This window comes from Microcoleus sp. AR_TQ3_B6 (assembly GCF_036702785.1).
GTDB lineage: Bacteria > Cyanobacteriota > Cyanobacteriia > Cyanobacteriales > Microcoleaceae > Microcoleus.
Genome location: NZ_JAUBVJ010000042.1, coordinates 35625 through 51383, shown reverse-complemented (window position 1 = coordinate 51383; position 15759 = coordinate 35625). Strand labels below are relative to the sequence as shown.

The 15759-nt window shown below is 46.7% G+C and carries 15 protein-coding genes; 10 read left to right on the top strand and 5 right to left on the bottom strand.

Annotated elements, in window-relative coordinates; genetic code table 11:
* Positions 1 to 88 precede the first annotated feature (88 nt).
* From QUB56_RS20130 to QUB56_RS20115, 4 genes are all read left to right on the top strand, one after another.
* The gene (locus QUB56_RS20130) at positions 89 to 877 is read left to right on the top strand and encodes an SDR family oxidoreductase (RefSeq protein WP_332957556.1); all 789 of its coding nucleotides are present in this window, start codon (positions 89 to 91) and stop codon (positions 875 to 877) included.
* Between the two features lie 783 nt (positions 878 to 1660).
* Positions 1661 to 4594, top strand: coding sequence for a CHAT domain-containing protein (locus QUB56_RS20125; protein WP_332957554.1), 2934 nt, complete (start codon positions 1661 to 1663; stop codon positions 4592 to 4594).
* A gap of 90 nt (positions 4595 to 4684) precedes the next feature.
* Positions 4685 to 4828, top strand: a complete 144-nt coding sequence (locus QUB56_RS20120) for a hypothetical protein (protein ID WP_332957552.1) — start codon at positions 4685 to 4687, stop codon at positions 4826 to 4828.
* Positions 4829 to 4930: 102 nt separating this feature from the next.
* Positions 4931 to 6139, top strand: a complete 1209-nt coding sequence (locus QUB56_RS20115; RefSeq protein ID WP_332957549.1) for a hypothetical protein — start codon at positions 4931 to 4933, stop codon at positions 6137 to 6139.
* Between the two features lie 290 nt (positions 6140 to 6429).
* On the opposite strand, the gene QUB56_RS20110 is transcribed toward QUB56_RS20115, so the two are convergent.
* Positions 6430 to 7209 (bottom strand): photosystem II S4 domain protein, encoded by a 780-nt coding sequence (locus QUB56_RS20110; protein WP_332957546.1) that lies wholly within the window; start codon positions 7207 to 7209, stop codon positions 6430 to 6432.
* Between the two features lie 171 nt (positions 7210 to 7380).
* Here QUB56_RS20110 and QUB56_RS20105 point away from each other — a divergent pair, with 171 nt between their 5' ends.
* Together QUB56_RS20105 and QUB56_RS20100 are read left to right on the top strand one after the other, a co-directional pair.
* Positions 7381 to 8427, top strand: coding sequence for a site-specific DNA-methyltransferase (locus QUB56_RS20105; protein WP_332957545.1), 1047 nt, complete (start codon positions 7381 to 7383; stop codon positions 8425 to 8427).
* Complete coding sequence (locus tag QUB56_RS20100) at positions 8424 to 9155, top strand: PaeR7I family type II restriction endonuclease (protein WP_332957544.1); 732 nt, start codon at positions 8424 to 8426, stop codon at positions 9153 to 9155. Before QUB56_RS20105 ends, QUB56_RS20100 begins: the two co-directional genes overlap by 4 nt.
* A gap of 75 nt (positions 9156 to 9230) precedes the next feature.
* Here the strand turns inward: QUB56_RS20100 and QUB56_RS20095 are convergent, their stop codons facing one another.
* Together QUB56_RS20095 and QUB56_RS20090 are read right to left on the bottom strand one after the other, a co-directional pair.
* Positions 9231 to 9821 carry a Uma2 family endonuclease gene (locus QUB56_RS20095; RefSeq protein ID WP_332957543.1) on the bottom strand — a complete coding sequence of 197 codons (591 nt, stop codon included), beginning with the start codon at positions 9819 to 9821 and terminating at the stop codon, positions 9231 to 9233.
* Positions 9822 to 9898: 77 nt separating this feature from the next.
* On the bottom strand, positions 9899 to 10405 hold the full coding sequence (locus tag QUB56_RS20090; RefSeq protein ID WP_332957542.1) for a hypothetical protein: 507 nt from the start codon (positions 10403 to 10405) through the stop codon (positions 9899 to 9901).
* A 289-nt stretch (positions 10406 to 10694) separates the two neighbouring features.
* Between QUB56_RS20090 and serA the strand changes: the two genes are divergently transcribed.
* Positions 10695 to 12278, top strand: coding sequence for a phosphoglycerate dehydrogenase (gene serA / locus QUB56_RS20085; protein WP_332957541.1), 1584 nt, complete (start codon positions 10695 to 10697; stop codon positions 12276 to 12278).
* Positions 12279 to 12462: 184 nt separating this feature from the next.
* Entirely contained in the window at positions 12463 to 13353 is an 891-nt protein-coding gene (gene prmA / locus QUB56_RS20080) for a 50S ribosomal protein L11 methyltransferase (RefSeq protein ID WP_332957539.1), read from the top strand.
* 54 nt (positions 13354 to 13407) lie between these two features.
* On the opposite strand, the gene QUB56_RS20075 is transcribed toward prmA, so the two are convergent.
* The gene (locus tag QUB56_RS20075; protein ID WP_332957538.1) at positions 13408 to 14001 is read right to left on the bottom strand and encodes a hypothetical protein; all 594 of its coding nucleotides are present in this window, start codon (positions 13999 to 14001) and stop codon (positions 13408 to 13410) included.
* A 138-nt stretch (positions 14002 to 14139) separates the two neighbouring features.
* On the opposite strand from QUB56_RS20075, the gene QUB56_RS20070 reads away from it, so the two are divergent.
* Together QUB56_RS20070 and QUB56_RS20065 are read left to right on the top strand one after the other, a co-directional pair.
* Positions 14140 to 15018, top strand: a complete 879-nt coding sequence (locus QUB56_RS20070) for a hypothetical protein (RefSeq protein WP_332957537.1) — start codon at positions 14140 to 14142, stop codon at positions 15016 to 15018.
* Positions 14999 to 15154, top strand: a complete 156-nt coding sequence (locus QUB56_RS20065; protein WP_332957536.1) for a hypothetical protein — start codon at positions 14999 to 15001, stop codon at positions 15152 to 15154. The genes QUB56_RS20070 and QUB56_RS20065 overlap by 20 nt, the downstream gene beginning before the upstream one ends.
* A 229-nt stretch (positions 15155 to 15383) precedes the next feature.
* On the opposite strand, the gene trxA is transcribed toward QUB56_RS20065, so the two are convergent.
* The gene (gene trxA, locus QUB56_RS20060) at positions 15384 to 15701 is read right to left on the bottom strand and encodes a thioredoxin (protein WP_332957535.1); all 318 of its coding nucleotides are present in this window, start codon (positions 15699 to 15701) and stop codon (positions 15384 to 15386) included.
* Positions 15702 to 15759: the final 58 nt, after the last annotated feature.

The window sequence follows — 15759 nt, the reverse complement described above, 5'->3', positions numbered from 1 at the left end:
AAAAAAACCGGTTTCTTCGGTATTTATGCGTAAGTCCAGATAATTGTTAAAATATATAAAGCCTAGCTCAAATATCCGAATTAATTTCATGCCGACTGCTTTAATCACTGGTGCTTCTGGCGGAATTGGTGCAGCCTTTGCCGCCGAATTAGCCCAACGCCAGCACAATTTAATTTTGGTAGCTCGTTCCGAAGACAAATTGCAACAGCTAGCTGCTCAACTGCAACAGGAATTCAATATTTTGGTCGAAATTATCGTTCAAGATTTAACCGCACCAGGAGCAACAAATGCTGTATTTGACGCGGTTGTTAAAAAAGGTTGGACGGTTGATTTGTTGGTGAACAATGCGGGTTTTGGGGATTACGGTGCTTTTGCCGATCGCCCGCTTGCGAAACAACTAACCATGGTGCAACTAAATATTGTAGCATTAGTTGAACTTTCGCACTTATTTTTGCAGGGAATGCGGCAGCGAAAATCAGGCAGTATTATCAATGTTGCGTCGATCGCAGCTTTTCAACCGATGCCGTACTTGTCAATGTATGCAGCGACTAAAGCCTTTGTTTTGAGTTTCAGCGAGGCGCTTTGGGCGGAAAACAAAGATTTAGGAATTCGCGTTTTATGCCTTTGTCCAGGACCGACAGAATCAAACTTTTTTGCAGTAGCTGAATTTCCGAAATCTCTGGCATCCAGCAGCGGGCAAAAACTCGTTCCAGCAGCGGAAGTAGTGCGAGATGCTTTGAAAGCTTTAGACAAAAATGAGTCTAATGTTGTGACAGGGGGAATTCCCAATCAAATCATCGTAAATATGCCTCGATTGATGCCGCGAGAACTTTTGGTGAAGTCGGTAGGAAAGCTGTTTGGGGCGAAAGACGAATAATCGCCTGGGGTTTCTCTCTCCGTCTCATAGCGAAAGTCCGCGCTTCCGAAGACTTCCAAGAAAATTAAATAAACAATCAAATATTTGTCACCATTATTCAGTCGGTTTCAACCGACTTTAGCTATGAGACAGGGGTTTCAACCCCTGGCGGACTCGCGGACAAACAAACAACCCCCTGCTGGACAAATCATCGGACCCACAGAGAGATGAACGTTCCCCAATTTTCCCAAAAGGTCGATCGCACATTCGGGGCACCAAAATCCCCCACGCTATCCCACAAGTCCGCCGGGGGTTGAAACCCCCGTCTCATAGCAAAAGTCCTCTCAAGAGGACTGAAAAGCACATTAAATAAACAATCAAGTATTTGCCACCATAATCGAGTATTTTTCACCATTCTTCAGTCGGTTGAAACCGACTTTAGCTATGAGACAGGGGTTTCAACCCCTGGCGGAATCGCGGAAAAACAAACGAACCCTGAGGATTCGCCGCACCCAAAACCAAAGAAACCGGGTTTTTTGCAGTTTTTAGGCGGTGTATCGATATTCTCGGAAAAAACCCGGTTTCTCCCCACGCATAAATACCAAAGAAACCGGGTTTTTCGCAATATCTTCGGGGGTATCGATATTCTCGGAAAAAACCCGGTTTCTCGCCTCCGCGCGATATTCTCGGAAAAAACCCGGTTTCTCGCCACACCTACAACTATCTTGCCATCACCCGCCCAAAACAGATGAGTTTCACCGATAATAAATTAATGGATCGCACCATCCCAAATCCCCAATCGCAATGAACTCAGAACGCGAACAAGCCTATCTCAACCTGATAAATCAACTGCTAACCTGTCCCAGCGGCGAAGAAGCGGAGGTATTAGAGACTCACCCGGAATTGCTGGATGATGGCTTGGTGCCGGCAATGCTAGAAGAGGCAGAGAATCTTAGAAGATTTGGGCAACTAAATAACGCTAATCGGTTGATGAATTGTGCCGGGATACTGCTTGGGATGAATGACAACACCTCAGTGGCAGTCACCCGAAAAGCAGAAGCAGACAGACTGTTTGAACAAGGCAATCAGGCTACAATCAGTCAATTTCCAGAAGTTTTGCACTCTTGGGAACAGGCATTAACTATTTATCGGGAAATCGGATATCGCCAAGGAGAAGGCGCTTCCCTCGGCCAGTTGGGCGCTGCTTACCAATCCCTAGGGCAATTCCACAGGGCGATCGATTTTCACCAACAGCAATTAGAGATTTCGCGGGAAATCGAATATCGCCAAGGAGAAGCTATTTCCCTCGGCAATTTGGGCGCTGCTTACTATTCCCTAGGGAAATACCAGAGGGCGATCGATTTTCACCAACAGTATTTAGAGATTTCGCGGGAAATCGGATATCGCCAAGGAGAAGCTAATTCCCTCGGTAATTTGGGCGCTGCTTACTATTCCCTAGGGCAATTCCAGGAAGCGATCGATTTTCACCAACAGCAATTAGAGATTTCACGGGAAATCGGAGAGCGTCAAGCAAAAGCGAATTCCCTCGGCAGTTTGGGCAATGCTTACTATTCCCTAGGGCAATTCCACAAAGCGATCGATTTTTACAAACAGTTATTAAAGATTTCACAGGAAATTGGATATCGCCAAGGAGAAGCTATTTCCCTCGGCAATTTGGGCGCTGCTTACTATTCCCTAGGGCAATACCAGGAAGCGATCGATTTTCACAAACAGTCTTTAGAGATTTCACGGGAAATCGGAAATCGCCAAGTAGAAGCTATTTCCCTCGGCAATTTGGGCAATGCTTACCAATCCCTAGGGCAATACCAGGAAGCGATCGCTTTTTACAAACAGTCTTTAGAGATTCAACGAGCAATAGGCGATCGCCAAGGAGAGTCAATTGCTCTAAACAATTTGGGAGAGGCTTTACTAAAAACTAACCAACTTACTGAATCTGAAACAGCACTTCGTTCCTCAATCCAAATTCGTGAAACTTTGCGTTCAGAATTAGTCAATAATGACCATAAAGCCTCAATATTTGAAACCCAAGTATATGCCTATCGCAACCTACAACAAGTCCTAGTCGCTCAAACTAGATTTGATGAAGCCTTAGAAATATCTGAAATGTCCCGCACCCGTGCCTTCGTCGAGTTATTGCGACAAACCTTATTAACAAATAATGTGCCAGCGAATGACGAAAAAAATCAATTATCAATTCCCCAAATCCAACAAATCGCCCGCGACAGAAACTCCACAATAGTTGAGTATTCGATTATCGATTCAGACAACCTTTACATCTGGGTAATCCAACCAAACGGCAACATCACCCATCGCGCCGCCAACCTCGAACCCCTCAACCAACAAAACCAAACCCTCAAACAAATCATCCTCAAAACCCGCGTCTCTATCGGCACCAATGAAACCGACGACGAAGGCAACAAAATTCAGCTAGAATCCCAGTACAATCGAGACGAAAGAGGCCGCTTTCCCCTCTTGCAACTCCTCCATCAAATCCTGATCGAACCCATCCTAGATTTACTTCCCACCGATGCCAATTCCCCGATTATCTTCGTCCCCCACTACGACTTATTTTTAGTTCCGTTCGCCGCCTTGCAAGATAGCAACAATCGCTACCTAATCGAAAATCATACCATCCTCACCAGCCCATCCATCCAAGTATTAGAAATCACCCGCGAACATCAAAACCGAGTGCGAGGATTGAGACAAGCCGCCCTAATTGTCGGCGATCCAACTCTCGCCCCAAAATTCAAGGAAAACCCCTACAAACTCCGCCAAATCCCCAGGGCAAAAGAAGCCGCCGAAGCCATTGCCGCAACTTTAGGAACCGAAGCAATTAGCGGAGAAAAAGCCACAAAAGTCGCCATTTTAGACAGGATGCCAAACACGCGCATCGTGCATTTATCCGCCCACGGACTCCTCGACGATTTCCAAGGTTCCGGCATCCCCGGCGCGATTATTTTAGCACCATCAGGAGACACCGACGACGGCGCGCTTAACGCCGCAGAAATCCTGCAATTAAAACTCGATTCCGAACTCGTAGTATTAAGCGCCTGCAGCACCGGAGGCGGTAAAATCACCGGAGATGGAGTCATCGGATTGTCGCGCTGCTTCATCCTCGCCCGAGTCCCCAGCATCATCGTTTCCCTGTGGAATATGGGAGCGATTTCAGCCAAATTATTAATGACAGAATTCTACCAAAATTTAGCACGGGGCGAGAATCGAGCAGCCGCCTTGCGGTGTGCTATGCTAACCACAAAAGCTCGATTTCAGAATCCTAAAGCTTGGGCTGCATTTACCTTAATTGGCGAAACCGAAACTTTGCCGCTGTCAACTGAAAACATTGATTTAAGGAGATTAGTAATGTCACTTCCCGATGATGCCACACCCCAAGAAATTGTGGCGGCTTTCACTAACTTATTAAAAATATCCGAGCCGCAATTTGTCAAACAATTATCAGCGATTGATGTTGGTTCGACCGATAATCTCAATATTATCGCTCAAACAATCAAGGATTGGTGCGAAACTAGACCTCAAATAGAAGAGAATTTAGAGAACGAAATTTATCAAATAGGTGCGGGCGGTACAGATAGCGCTGCACCGGAAGAAATCCGGAGGGAGTTTTGCGAAAGGCTGAAGGAAAATAAGATTCGACCCGGTTTACCTCCGTCGTCTGCGCCGCCTGCACCACCAACAAATAATCCACAAACACCTTCCTAAGATAGAAACCATAAAAATCTTGTGGGCTGGGCATCTTGCCCGCCCCAAATATCTGATAGAAATACTCGAAAACATCTCAAAAACTTGATTATGAGCCAAGAATGGCAAATTAAAAATCCGAACATTACCCTCTTTCCTTTTCACCTACGGGATGATAGCGACGAAGGCTATAAGCAAGTAGCAAAAAATGCCCAAATTTTGTGGGAAAATCTAGCAGATAATGTCGGCAAATAATTTAACATCAACGAACTAAAATCGCTCAGAGACAAGCTAATTTGCTACAAAAACGGCGTCTATTATCCAGACGCCGAAGGGGAAAATCTGACTCTGGTAAAATTGCTAATACCAGATGGAAAAACTCTGAATTTTCAGCCAATTACTCAGCCAGATAACCAGACCCTTGATGGTTTTATCTATGCTCTGCGACTTCAGGATACTTACACCGCAGACTTGACATTTTACTATAAAAATGTCACAATAAAAGTAGCGGACTTAACTCGATTAAATCCCCAAGGTTGCTTGTTGCCAAATGCAATTCAACCGTCACTGGGACAGACATTATTATTATACGCGGCACCAGCAGTTTATAATACTTACCGGAAACTAGCTGACGAATCTGTTAAAGCTTTTGTACAGGATAAACAGCCAGCATCAGTAGACTTTCGCGCCGAAGGAAAGTTATTTGGGAGTCCGATTTTTGAGTATGACAGCCGAGAAGATGATGCGCCTCAGCGGTGTCACATTTTAGTATGGTTGCAAGACAATCCCCAAACTTTAAAATTCGCAACCTCGACGTTTAACTTTGACTTGAGGAATCTGCTGTGCTCTCGCGCTAAAATTGTATTTGTGTATGGCGAAGCTGGGAAAAAGTATCGCCAAGCACAGCAAATAGTGGGCGAGTTAGAAAAGAAGCTTCCCGAATTGCGTGCAATAGAAAGCGAACCAAACCGACAAGTTAAGTTGCAGAAGTTAAAGGAGTTGCTGGCTGAAGTTCCCACTAAAATGTTGGCTTTTGCTCAGCAGGTGCGATATTTGCAAGAAGACAGAAATACTATTGATACTAATGCTGAAAATTATGGGGAGGCGTTGACAAGAATTAGAGGTTTGTCCATCCCAGGCGACAATCTGGATTTTTGGGAGAGGTTTCTAGATTTAGCGGAGAATAAGTATCAGCGGCAAATTGAAATAGATTTAAACTACCTGCTTGCTAGTCAAAATTTGTTCCAGCAGTCGATATCCACTGTGCGGGGGATGGTGGAAATCGAACAGGTGGAATTGGACAGCGAACAGGAAGGCAGGGAGAAAAAGCGCGATCGCCAGCTTGAGAATATCATCTTTTTTGTCGGAACTGCGATCGGCGGCGGACAAATCTTTTCCGCCGCCTATCCTCTAATCAAGGATACACCGATTCAATGGCTACCCGATTTTTCTCTACCGCTGCATCCCTTTGCTGCGACAATTATCTTTAGTCTGCTGTTTGGTTTAGGATTTGGCTTGTTAACTCTGGGTATCGCCGTGTTGGTAAGGAAAACTTTTCTCGGATAAATACAGCAGTTTTTAGGTAAGCATAGCTTTCGATAGAGGACACGGCAGTGCCGTTTCCCTACAGCTTGCGCTTGATGGGTGTACTTCATTAACGTGGAATCTGCTGTAAGTTAGGCGAAATCAGGACACGGCAGTGCCGTTTCCCTACAATTAATCCTCGGGCGATGGTTTTATCCTCGCAAGGGCGATCGCGGGCGAACTCTCGCCCGTGCTACGATATTTTGGGGTAGGGAAACTGCATTGCCCTGTTTTCAATTGCTGCTAAAAAAACCAGGTTTCTGGGCTATAAATTACAAATATCGAGTTAACTGGACTCGATAGCGTTCCTTCTTAGTAACAGCAACTTCCCCAATTTCCAATCTTCCCTTGCCCGTAACAGCAATTAAATCTCCAGACTTGACATTATAACTAGCTTGAGTAACGTCTTTCCAGTTAACTCGCACGTCGCCGCTGTCAATTAAATCGGCCATTTTGCTGCGAGACATTGCGAATCCAGCAGAGGCGACAGCATCCAATCTCATGGATGCTTCAACGGTTGTCATTTCTTTCTTTTTGGGTTCTCTAATTTTGAGTTCGCTCAACTCAATGCGCTGAGTTTTTACAGGAACCGATCGCACTTGCTGCAAACTCATCTCCAAATACTCTACCATCTCCGGCATGACAATGGCTTGCGCGCCGCGTTCTCCCAAAACAATCACATCGCCAGTTTTCTCCCGGACAATTCCCGTACCCAACATCGCCCCCAAAAAATCGCGGTGAGAAGCTGTATCGAACAAGAAATTGCCAGCGATTTCTACCGCAGCAATGCTAACGCTAGCAGAGTCGATCGGGATATCCGATCGCGCGATCGCAATTCTTTGTCTTTCAGCTTGCGGGTAGCCGCCCCAAGCCACTAATTCCACGTCTGTTAAGCGCTTAAATACCGTCAGAGTGTCCGCCAATTCTGGAGGCGACAGAAAATCAGTCTGAGTAACTTCCCAAGTTTTAATTGCTTGTTCGGCTTGGTCGAGGGCCCGCGCCACACATTCGCGGTTTTCGATGCTTTTTAACAGTTCTTCTCTTTGTAACATCAGTTAATGTTAGATTCTAATTGGAAATTGCCAAAAATTGCTGTAACTAAAAAGTCTACTTTTTTAACAGTCACACTACTTTAATTATAGTCTAAGAGCATCAAATAACGCTCTTATGATTTTTGTGGATCGCAAAGCTGATATGATGAACATGATTATTGTACCAAATGTATGAAGTCTTCGAGTTTAAGCAAGGTTAATATTTCAACGCGGTTGCTGTGTCAGGAAGCAGCCGAACCCTTGAAACAAGCGCTACAGGATAAAAGCCTTGTACCCGAGGAAGCAACGGCATTACTAGCAGCAGACGAGCAACGCGCCATTCCTGTCATCAGCAAAAATAAGGCGTTGATCCAGGAAATTCAGAATCGGGTCCAGGGGTTGCCATCTTTCCATTCCCTGCTACAGGGCGATAGTCGAAACTTGATACATATTCCCGATGAAAGCGTACATCTGGTAGTCACATCGCCCCCGTATTGGAATTTAAAAGAATATCTCAAAAATCTCAACCAGCTTGGCGAAATAGCAGACTACGAAAAGTTTTTGCAGGAGCTCGATCGAGTATGGCAGCAGGTATGGCGGGTTTTAGTCCCCGGCGGACGGCTGGTGATTGTGGTGGGCGATGTCTGTGTTGCCCGCAGGCGGTTTGGCAGGCACATGGTATTTCCCCTGCACGCGAGTATTCAGGAACACTGCCGCCATTTGGGATTTGATAACCTCGCACCGATTATCTGGTACAAAATCGCCAATGCTTCCCTGGAAGCAGCGGGGAATGGCACCAGTTTTCTCGGCAAACCTTATGAGCCCGGAGGTGTCATCAAAAACGACATCGAATTTATCCTGATGCAGCGCAAACCGGGCGGCTACCGCAGTCCCACCCTCACAGCACGGGTATTGTCCGTAATACCGGAAACTCTCCACCGACAGTGGTTTCAACAGATTTGGCAGGATATCAAAGGCGCTTCCACCAAGCAACACCCCGCCCCATATCCTTTGGAACTGGCAGAACGACTGGTGCGGATGTTTTCTTTTGCAGGGGACACGGTACTAGACCCATTTATGGGGACAGGAACAACCTGCGTCGCCGCCGCCAATTGGGGGCGCAACAGTATCGGGGTAGATGTTGAGCCAACTTACCATCACCTAGCGCTGAAACGGATGCAGGAGACCTATGGCTTGCGCGTTGTCTATGACAGAACGATGGGGGAGGTTGCTGAATGACGGGACAGACACCCATCATCCCCGCTGATGTGTTCCAGGAAGCGGTGCAGGGTTTCTGGGATACCCGCATCGCCCAGGCACAAGCCCAGGTGCTAGCTGGCAAGGTGGACCAGGGGAACCGCAGTGAGGCGACAGGCGGCAAGCACCTGGACGGTTTCATCCTGACGCTGACTAATTTCTTGCTGGCTGCAGGTGTGCCTCAAAACCATATCCACGTTAAAAAAAGCCTAACCGTTATACCGGGGTTCTTTCGCCCGACGAAGATGTACGACTTTTTGGTGGTAGACCCTCAAAAACGGCAACTCAAAGTAGTCATCGAGTTGAAGAGCCAGGTTGGCAGCTTTGGCAACAACTTCAACAACCGCACAGAAGAAGCGATGGGGGCTGCTCTCGACATCTGGACAGCTTACCGGGAAGGGGTGTTTGGTGCAGCACCTCCGCCACCGTGGTTAGGATATCTGTTTGTTTTGGAAGACTGTCCTGCCTCGCGCGCCCCGGTACAGGTTGCTGAACCGCATTTCGCGGTTCTGCCAGAGTTTAGAGGGGCCAGCTATGCTAAACGCTATGAACTGTTTTGTCAGAAGATGGTGCGGGAAAGGCATTTCACGGCTGCTTGCTTTTTAGTGACCGATCGCAAACAGGTAGCACAAACTCCAAATTATACCGAACCATGTTTAGAACTGTCGGCCGCTAACTTTTTAGAACAGCTTATTCGTCATGCGCTGTAGTGTTGGTTGCAGATTGACGATCGCAAATAAGGGCTGTTCTAGATTTTATACCCGCTAAAATGCGGTTTTTACTTATTACAAAATATCGCTTAAATCCAAAACAAAGCCCGGTAATACATCTTCGCCGGACAGAGTTGCAGGCGAGTCTAAAATTTCCACATCTGAACCTTGACGGGAGATTTCTACTTTTCTATTTTTGCGATCGAGCAACCATCCCAACCTCGCTCCATTTTTCACATACACTTTCATTTTAGCCCGCAATTTTTCTAGGGAATCAGTGGTCGATCGCAATTCCACCACAAAATCCGGACAAATCGGCGCAAATTTATTTTTTTCTTCAGCAGTTAAAGCATCCCACCTGTCGCGCCGCATCCAAGCAGCATCGGGAGAAATGTCTGAACCGTCGGGCAGTTTAAATCCAGTTGAAGAATCAAAAGCAATTCCCAAATGCTTATTTTGTCTGCTCCAAGATTGAAGTTGAAAACTTAGATCCGCATTCCGTCTGCCTGTATCGCTACTCGCAGGCGGCATAATAATTAATTCTCCCGTTGCAGTGCGCTCAAACCTCAAATCCCGGTTGTCTGTACACAACTGAAAAAACTGCTCGTCAGTTAATTCGAGCGTTAATTCGAGGGGAGAATGTAGGGGGATAGTTTGTAATTCCATAACTGCCTTCAAATATTACACGAGTTGACAGTCAACAGTTAACCGTTAACTGTCAACAGTTAACAGTCAACAAATAACTAAGTCTCTGTATAACCTTGGATATTTTCCGGTTCAAACTGCCGCAAAATATTCGCAGCTTTCCCAGTCAAATCGTCAGTACCCTTAACCGCAATCAAAAATTTACCCGCATTCAAACGGTTGCGGTAGGGCAAAGCATCGCCGCTACCAAAAGCCATGCCCCCGGCGCCTCCTACAAAAACGCTGCCCATCGCAGCGGCAATCGCACCTAGCACGCCGCCGATCGCGTGATCGCCAATTTCGCCCGCCCAGGCAAAAGTCTTCAACTGAGTCATCAGACTGAAAGTAACCCCAGCAATAAAGCCAAACGGCACCAGCCAAACAGCCATGAGTTTAGCTTGTTTCTTCGCTTGCTGGTTGGGGTCGATCAAGCCAAATTCATCAGCAGTTTTGTAGCCGCGGCCCAAAATGCTCACTTGCTTCATGGGCAAGCCTTCTTTTTCCAGAGCAAAGTAGGCAGCTTCGGCTTTAATTCGATCGGGCAGTACGGCGATAAGATAATTCATTTGACAATAATTCCTGATGGTTAGGCTCGGACACCTAGAAATAATTATAGTCGGAAAAGACATACTAGCTAAGCAGTTCGGCGATTTCCAGACCATCCGAGAGTGCGATCGCCCCGAAACCTAAAATATTTCAAGCAAAAACGCTCGGTCAAGACCGAATCCAGATACAATTCAAACTGCACAAACGCAAACTTGAGCCGGGCCGTGAGATACTGCCCCTGTTTAAGCCTCAACATTGTGCTCGCCAACACGCTTGCCTATTTTTACTGATTCCACTCAATTGCTTGCTATGCCTAAAGTTCTAGTATCCGATCCGATCGACCAAGCCGGAATTGACATCCTCTCCCAAGTCGCGCAAGTTGACGTAAACACAGGACTCTCAGCCGAAGAACTGGTACGAATTATTCCAGATTACGACGCTTTAATGATCCGTTCAGGCACCCAAGTTACCAAAGAAATCATAGAAGCCGGGAATTCACTCAAAATCATCGGCAGAGCTGGCGTCGGCGTAGATAATGTCGATGTACCCGCCGCTACCCGCAAAGGAATTGTAGTCGTCAATTCCCCCGAAGGCAACACGATCGCCGCAGCCGAACACGCGATCGCCATGATGCTCTCGATGTCCCGCCACATCCCGGAAGCCAACGCATCCGTCAAAAGTGGTAAATGGGAACGCAACCGCTTTATGGGCGTAGAAGTTTACAAAAAAACCCTCGGCATCGTCGGTTTGGGCAAAATCGGCTCGCACCTCGCCACCGCAGCCAAAGCAATGGGCATGAAACTGCTGGCCTACGACCCCTTCATCTCCACCGAAAGAGCCGACCAGTTGGGCTGCCGCTTGGTAGAACTCGAACTGCTGATGCGCGAATCCGACTACATCACCCTGCACATCCCCAAAACGCCGGAAACCCTGCACTTAATTAACGCTGAAGTGCTGTCGAAAATGAAACCCACGGCCCGCATCATAAACTGCGCCAGAGGCGGCATCATCGACGAAGCAGCCCTCGCAGAAGCCATCAAAGAAGGCAAGATCGCCGGCGCAGCTTTAGACGTTTACGAACAGGAACCGCTGCAAGCCGATTCCCCGCTGCGGAGTGTCGGCCAAAACATCGTGCTGACGCCCCACTTGGGAGCATCCACAGCGGAAGCTCAGGTGAATGTGGCGATCGATGTTGCTGAACAAATTCGCGACGTGCTGTTGGGGCTGCCGGCGCGCTCGGCTGTCAACATACCCGGCATTTTCCCAGACTCGATCGAAAAACTCAAACCCTACCTGCAACTCGCCGAAACCCTCGGCAACCTCGTCAGCCAGCTAGCCGGAGGCCGAGTCGATTACCTCAACGTCCAACTCCAAGGCGAATTGGCCAGCAACCAAAGCCAGCCCGTAGTCGTCGCCGCCCTCAAAGGCCTGCTCTCCCAAGCCCTGCGAGAGCGCGTTAACTACGTCAACGCCAGCATCGAAGCAAAAGAACGCGGAATTCGCGTCGTCGAAACCAGAGACGCCTCAATTCGCGACTACACCGGCTCTGTACACCTCTCGGCCAAGGGAACCCTAGGCGAACACACAGTCACGGGTGCAGTGCTCGGCGAAAGCGAAATTCGGATTACCAGCGTTGACGATTTCCCCGTCAACGTTTCCCCCACTCACCACATGCTGTTTACCCTGCACCGCGATATGCCGGGGATTATTGGCAAAATTGGTTCCCAATTGGGCAGTTTTAATGTCAATATTGCCAGTATGCAAGTAGGCCGTAAAATCGTGCGAGGCGATGCCGTGATGGTTTTGAGCCTCGATGACCCCCTACCAGAAGGCATACTCGCCGAGATCCTAAAAGTTCCTGGAATTCGGGATGCTTACACGGTAAATCTTTGAAGGATTTTGGAGTTTAGATTTTGGATGCAAGGACTGATAATTGGTAATGGGCAATTGGTCATTGGTAATTGGCCAGAAAGCGGGAATTTTTCGATTAGCCAATCCTCATTCCTCACTCCCCAGTTCCCAGTCTCCAGTTCCCCGGGGCCAATCTACAATCTAAAATCTCAAATCTAAAATCGTTATGGCACATAGCTGGTGGGAAATTAGAATTCTTTGCGATCCGGCGCTGGAAGATATCATCTTTTGGCGTCTGGAACGGTTTAGCTGTCGGGGAACTGCTACTGAGATCAAAAGCAATTCTTGCCTGATGTCGGCTTATTTGCCCGAAGAACAGGCAGGATTGCTGGATTTGGCCGCTCTGTCTCTGTGGCTGCGCCAAGATGCTCTGTGTGCAGGTTTGCCCCTACCTGCGATGCAGTGGGATTTGATTGAAGATGAAGACTGGGGCAGCACTTGGAAGCATCACTGGCAGCCTCAAGAAGTGGGCGATCGCTTTTTAATTAATCCGGCCTGGCTGCCGGTACCGAATGATACCGATCGCCTCATTTTGCGTTTAGATCCCGGTGTGGCCTTCGGTACCGGTGCTCACGCCACTACTCAACTGTGTCTGGAGTCGCTGGAAATGCGGCTCGGTTTTGATGACAGCAAGTGCGTAGTTGCCGATATCGGCTGCGGATCGGGTATTTTGTCGATCGGCGCCGTGTTGTTGGGCGCTACAAAAGTTTATGCTTTGGATACAGATCCTTTGGCAGTGCGATCGACCATCAGCAACCGACAACTCAACCGCGTTAATTCTCAACAGTTGGTTGCAGAGCTCGGCAGTATCGATCGCTTGAAAGAAATGGTAGATGAGCCGCTCGACGGTTTGATGTGCAACATTTTAGCAGAAGTAATCATTGATTTAATCCCCCAGTTCACCGCAATTAGCAAACCCACTACTTGGGCCGTGCTCAGCGGCATTTTGCTCGAACAAGCTAAGCCAATTGCTGACACTCTCGAACAGCACGGCTGGATTGTCGCTACTCTCTGGAAGCGCGAAGATTGGTGCTGTTTTAACATTCGGCGCAGTTAACAATATGGTAATTGGTAATTCCTAATTGCTAATTGATAATTTTGTGTTCATTTTTCATCTTTGGGAAGTGAATTTAAATAAATCTCGAACCTGAAAATAAACCGCGCCAGCCCAGTAAAAAGCATTGACCAAAATCAACAATCCTTTACCAGCATAAGAATTAACCAAACCAAAAACGCGGTAAGTTGACAGCAGCACTAACAACATTTCAACCAAAGAAACAATTGACCCGTAGTGCTTCCTATCCCAATAAGAAAACGGACTGATAAAACGGTAATTGCTGAAGGGAAAAAAGTGTCTGTGAGCGTCGTCATTGTGGACTGGCAAATCTCCCAGAGAGTGGAGGATCGTGCTAATAAACAGAATTTGCACGCTTGGCCAGCCAAAGTAATAAGCAATTAGCCAACCAATACCCGCAAGGGGAATTGAATGAAACAGAGCCACAATATTTTGCACAAAAGGCTCATAATATGCTTTTGACCAAATTGTAGCTTCGGGCAAGCGAGCAATGTATTTCGCCCAAAAGTAAAATAAAAATATCGGAATATCCGGCAAAATTCCGCCCGTAACGATGAGCAAATTCAACTCAGAATGCTGGGTTCTACCGAGAATTGCCAGATTGATAATTGCGTGGCTTGGTGTTTTCATGATTGACGGTTAAAATGGTAAGTAAAACAACTTAAATAAACCGAAGAGAAGCGCGCTGGTTTCACCAATGGTAACTATAGGGCAACTCCGATATAATTATAAGTTAGCTGGTAAGTTAGCTAGAGAAGACAGTAGATCGTGGCAAAAATAAACTTTTTTGCGGATTTTAAAGAAAAAATTACCCAATATCTTTGCAGTTTAGGTCATCCTCCAAAAGATGAACAAGACCTTGATACCGTTTTGAAAAGGTATCTCAATTTATCGCTAAGAATACCACCAACTATTGTATGGACTGTTAGGCAGTCTAAAGAATTGGCAAACAAAATTCTTCCACAGGAAATTACATTAGGTTTGCAGGAGTTGATTGAGAAAGCTGAGTCTGGTCAAGATTTAAAACCTCATCTCAGCACACTGATAGATAAGCCAGACTACAAAGACCTCATGTTTTACGACTGGGGAATATTTCACTTCCATTTAGGTACTAATCCTCATCCAAAGCGTCAGGGATTTGTTGAACGAACACACGATCTATTATTTGCTATTGCAGACTCCCATACGGCAAGGATGTATTTAATCGATATCCATCCACACGGGGGAGGATTTACAAATCAAGACTTACTAAGAATTCTCGAAGAGAATTGGCCTGAAATTCTGGCTCCATACACTATAAAGCGCTGTGTCCGGTTGCCATACAATGCTTCTGACAGCGATATTGAGCGTCTTCGGAAAGCTGGTATAGACCCTATTCTTCAAACTCCTGGCGGTCGCGTCTTGAGCCAGATGGGAGGGGGAATCACAAGTGCTGGAAATAGCAGTCCCATCAAAAGAGAGGTCGATCGCATAAAAACCGAGGTTCGTCAGCTTGAGAAATCGTTTATCCAGGAACGAGATACCATAGCAGATTACTTTAACCGTACATATGGCAAAAATTGGGATGAGCTGGAATTTAAAGTTAAATCATTTAAAGCACCAGTAAGAATAGAGGAGATAACAACAGGTGAAATGCTCCAAATCTAAACCTAAGACTGATGCGATCGTCGCTGGTGGTGGCGGCATCGGCTACACAACAAGAACCGCGAGCCTAACACTGGCTGGAAACGGAACTGAGCAATACTTTATGGATGTGCTTCACAGGTGCAATGCCGTCCGTTGAAGCCTAATGAAACAGCCCTACTTTTCGGCTCGTGCTGCGGTAAAACAATAGACATCTCCAAAAAATAAAAGCTCGCGCCCCGAGCGCATCTGCTGGGAGGGTGAAGCATTTGGACATAAAACAAGATGTTTTCAACATAAATTGTCGCCCAAATGCTTCACCCCTACATCTCGCTTAAAAGCTTGAGATTATTTGTTGCGGATGTCTTAATTAAGGTAAAACACCCTAACTACAAGAAAGGTTGCAGTCGATCGATCAACTGCGCCGGTTGCAGCACTCCCTCAATGCGATCGACCTCAGCGCCATTTTTGAACAGCACCAAAGTCGGCAAAGCATAAATGTGATACTGCGACGCCAACTGGTCGTACTTATCCGTGTCAATTTTGACAACCATCAGCTTGTCTTTCAATTGACCGCTAACTTGCTCCAAAATCCCTGCCATCATCTGACAAGGCCCGCACCAAGTAGCATAAAAATCTACCAACACCGGCAAGTCAGAGCCCGATACTAACTCATCAAAACTGCTGAACTGTTTTTGAACTGCCATAAGACAAAATAATTTTTTTGGTTCTGGCTCGATTTTAGTGCAAAATTCTCTGGTAGAT

Coding starts and splice junctions, on each gene's coding strand:
- QUB56_RS20130 (WP_332957556.1), top strand. CDS start 89: ATGCCGACTGCTTTAATCACTGGTGCTTCTGGCGGAATTGGTGCAGCC.
- QUB56_RS20125 (WP_332957554.1), top strand. CDS start 1,661: ATGAACTCAGAACGCGAACAAGCCTATCTCAACCTGATAAATCAACTG.
- QUB56_RS20120 (WP_332957552.1), top strand. CDS start 4,685: ATGAGCCAAGAATGGCAAATTAAAAATCCGAACATTACCCTCTTTCCT.
- QUB56_RS20110 (WP_332957546.1), bottom strand. CDS start 7,209: ATGTTACAAAGAGAAGAACTGTTAAAAAGCATCGAAAACCGCGAATGT.
- QUB56_RS20105 (WP_332957545.1), top strand. CDS start 7,381: ATGAAGTCTTCGAGTTTAAGCAAGGTTAATATTTCAACGCGGTTGCTG.
- QUB56_RS20100 (WP_332957544.1), top strand. CDS start 8,424: ATGACGGGACAGACACCCATCATCCCCGCTGATGTGTTCCAGGAAGCG.
- QUB56_RS20095 (WP_332957543.1), bottom strand. CDS start 9,821: ATGGAATTACAAACTATCCCCCTACATTCTCCCCTCGAATTAACGCTC.
- QUB56_RS20090 (WP_332957542.1), bottom strand. CDS start 10,405: ATGAATTATCTTATCGCCGTACTGCCCGATCGAATTAAAGCCGAAGCT.
- serA (WP_332957541.1), top strand. CDS start 10,695: ATGCCTAAAGTTCTAGTATCCGATCCGATCGACCAAGCCGGAATTGAC.
- prmA (WP_332957539.1), top strand. CDS start 12,463: ATGGCACATAGCTGGTGGGAAATTAGAATTCTTTGCGATCCGGCGCTG.
- QUB56_RS20075 (WP_332957538.1), bottom strand. CDS start 14,001: ATGAAAACACCAAGCCACGCAATTATCAATCTGGCAATTCTCGGTAGA.
- trxA (WP_332957535.1), bottom strand. CDS start 15,701: ATGGCAGTTCAAAAACAGTTCAGCAGTTTTGATGAGTTAGTATCGGGC.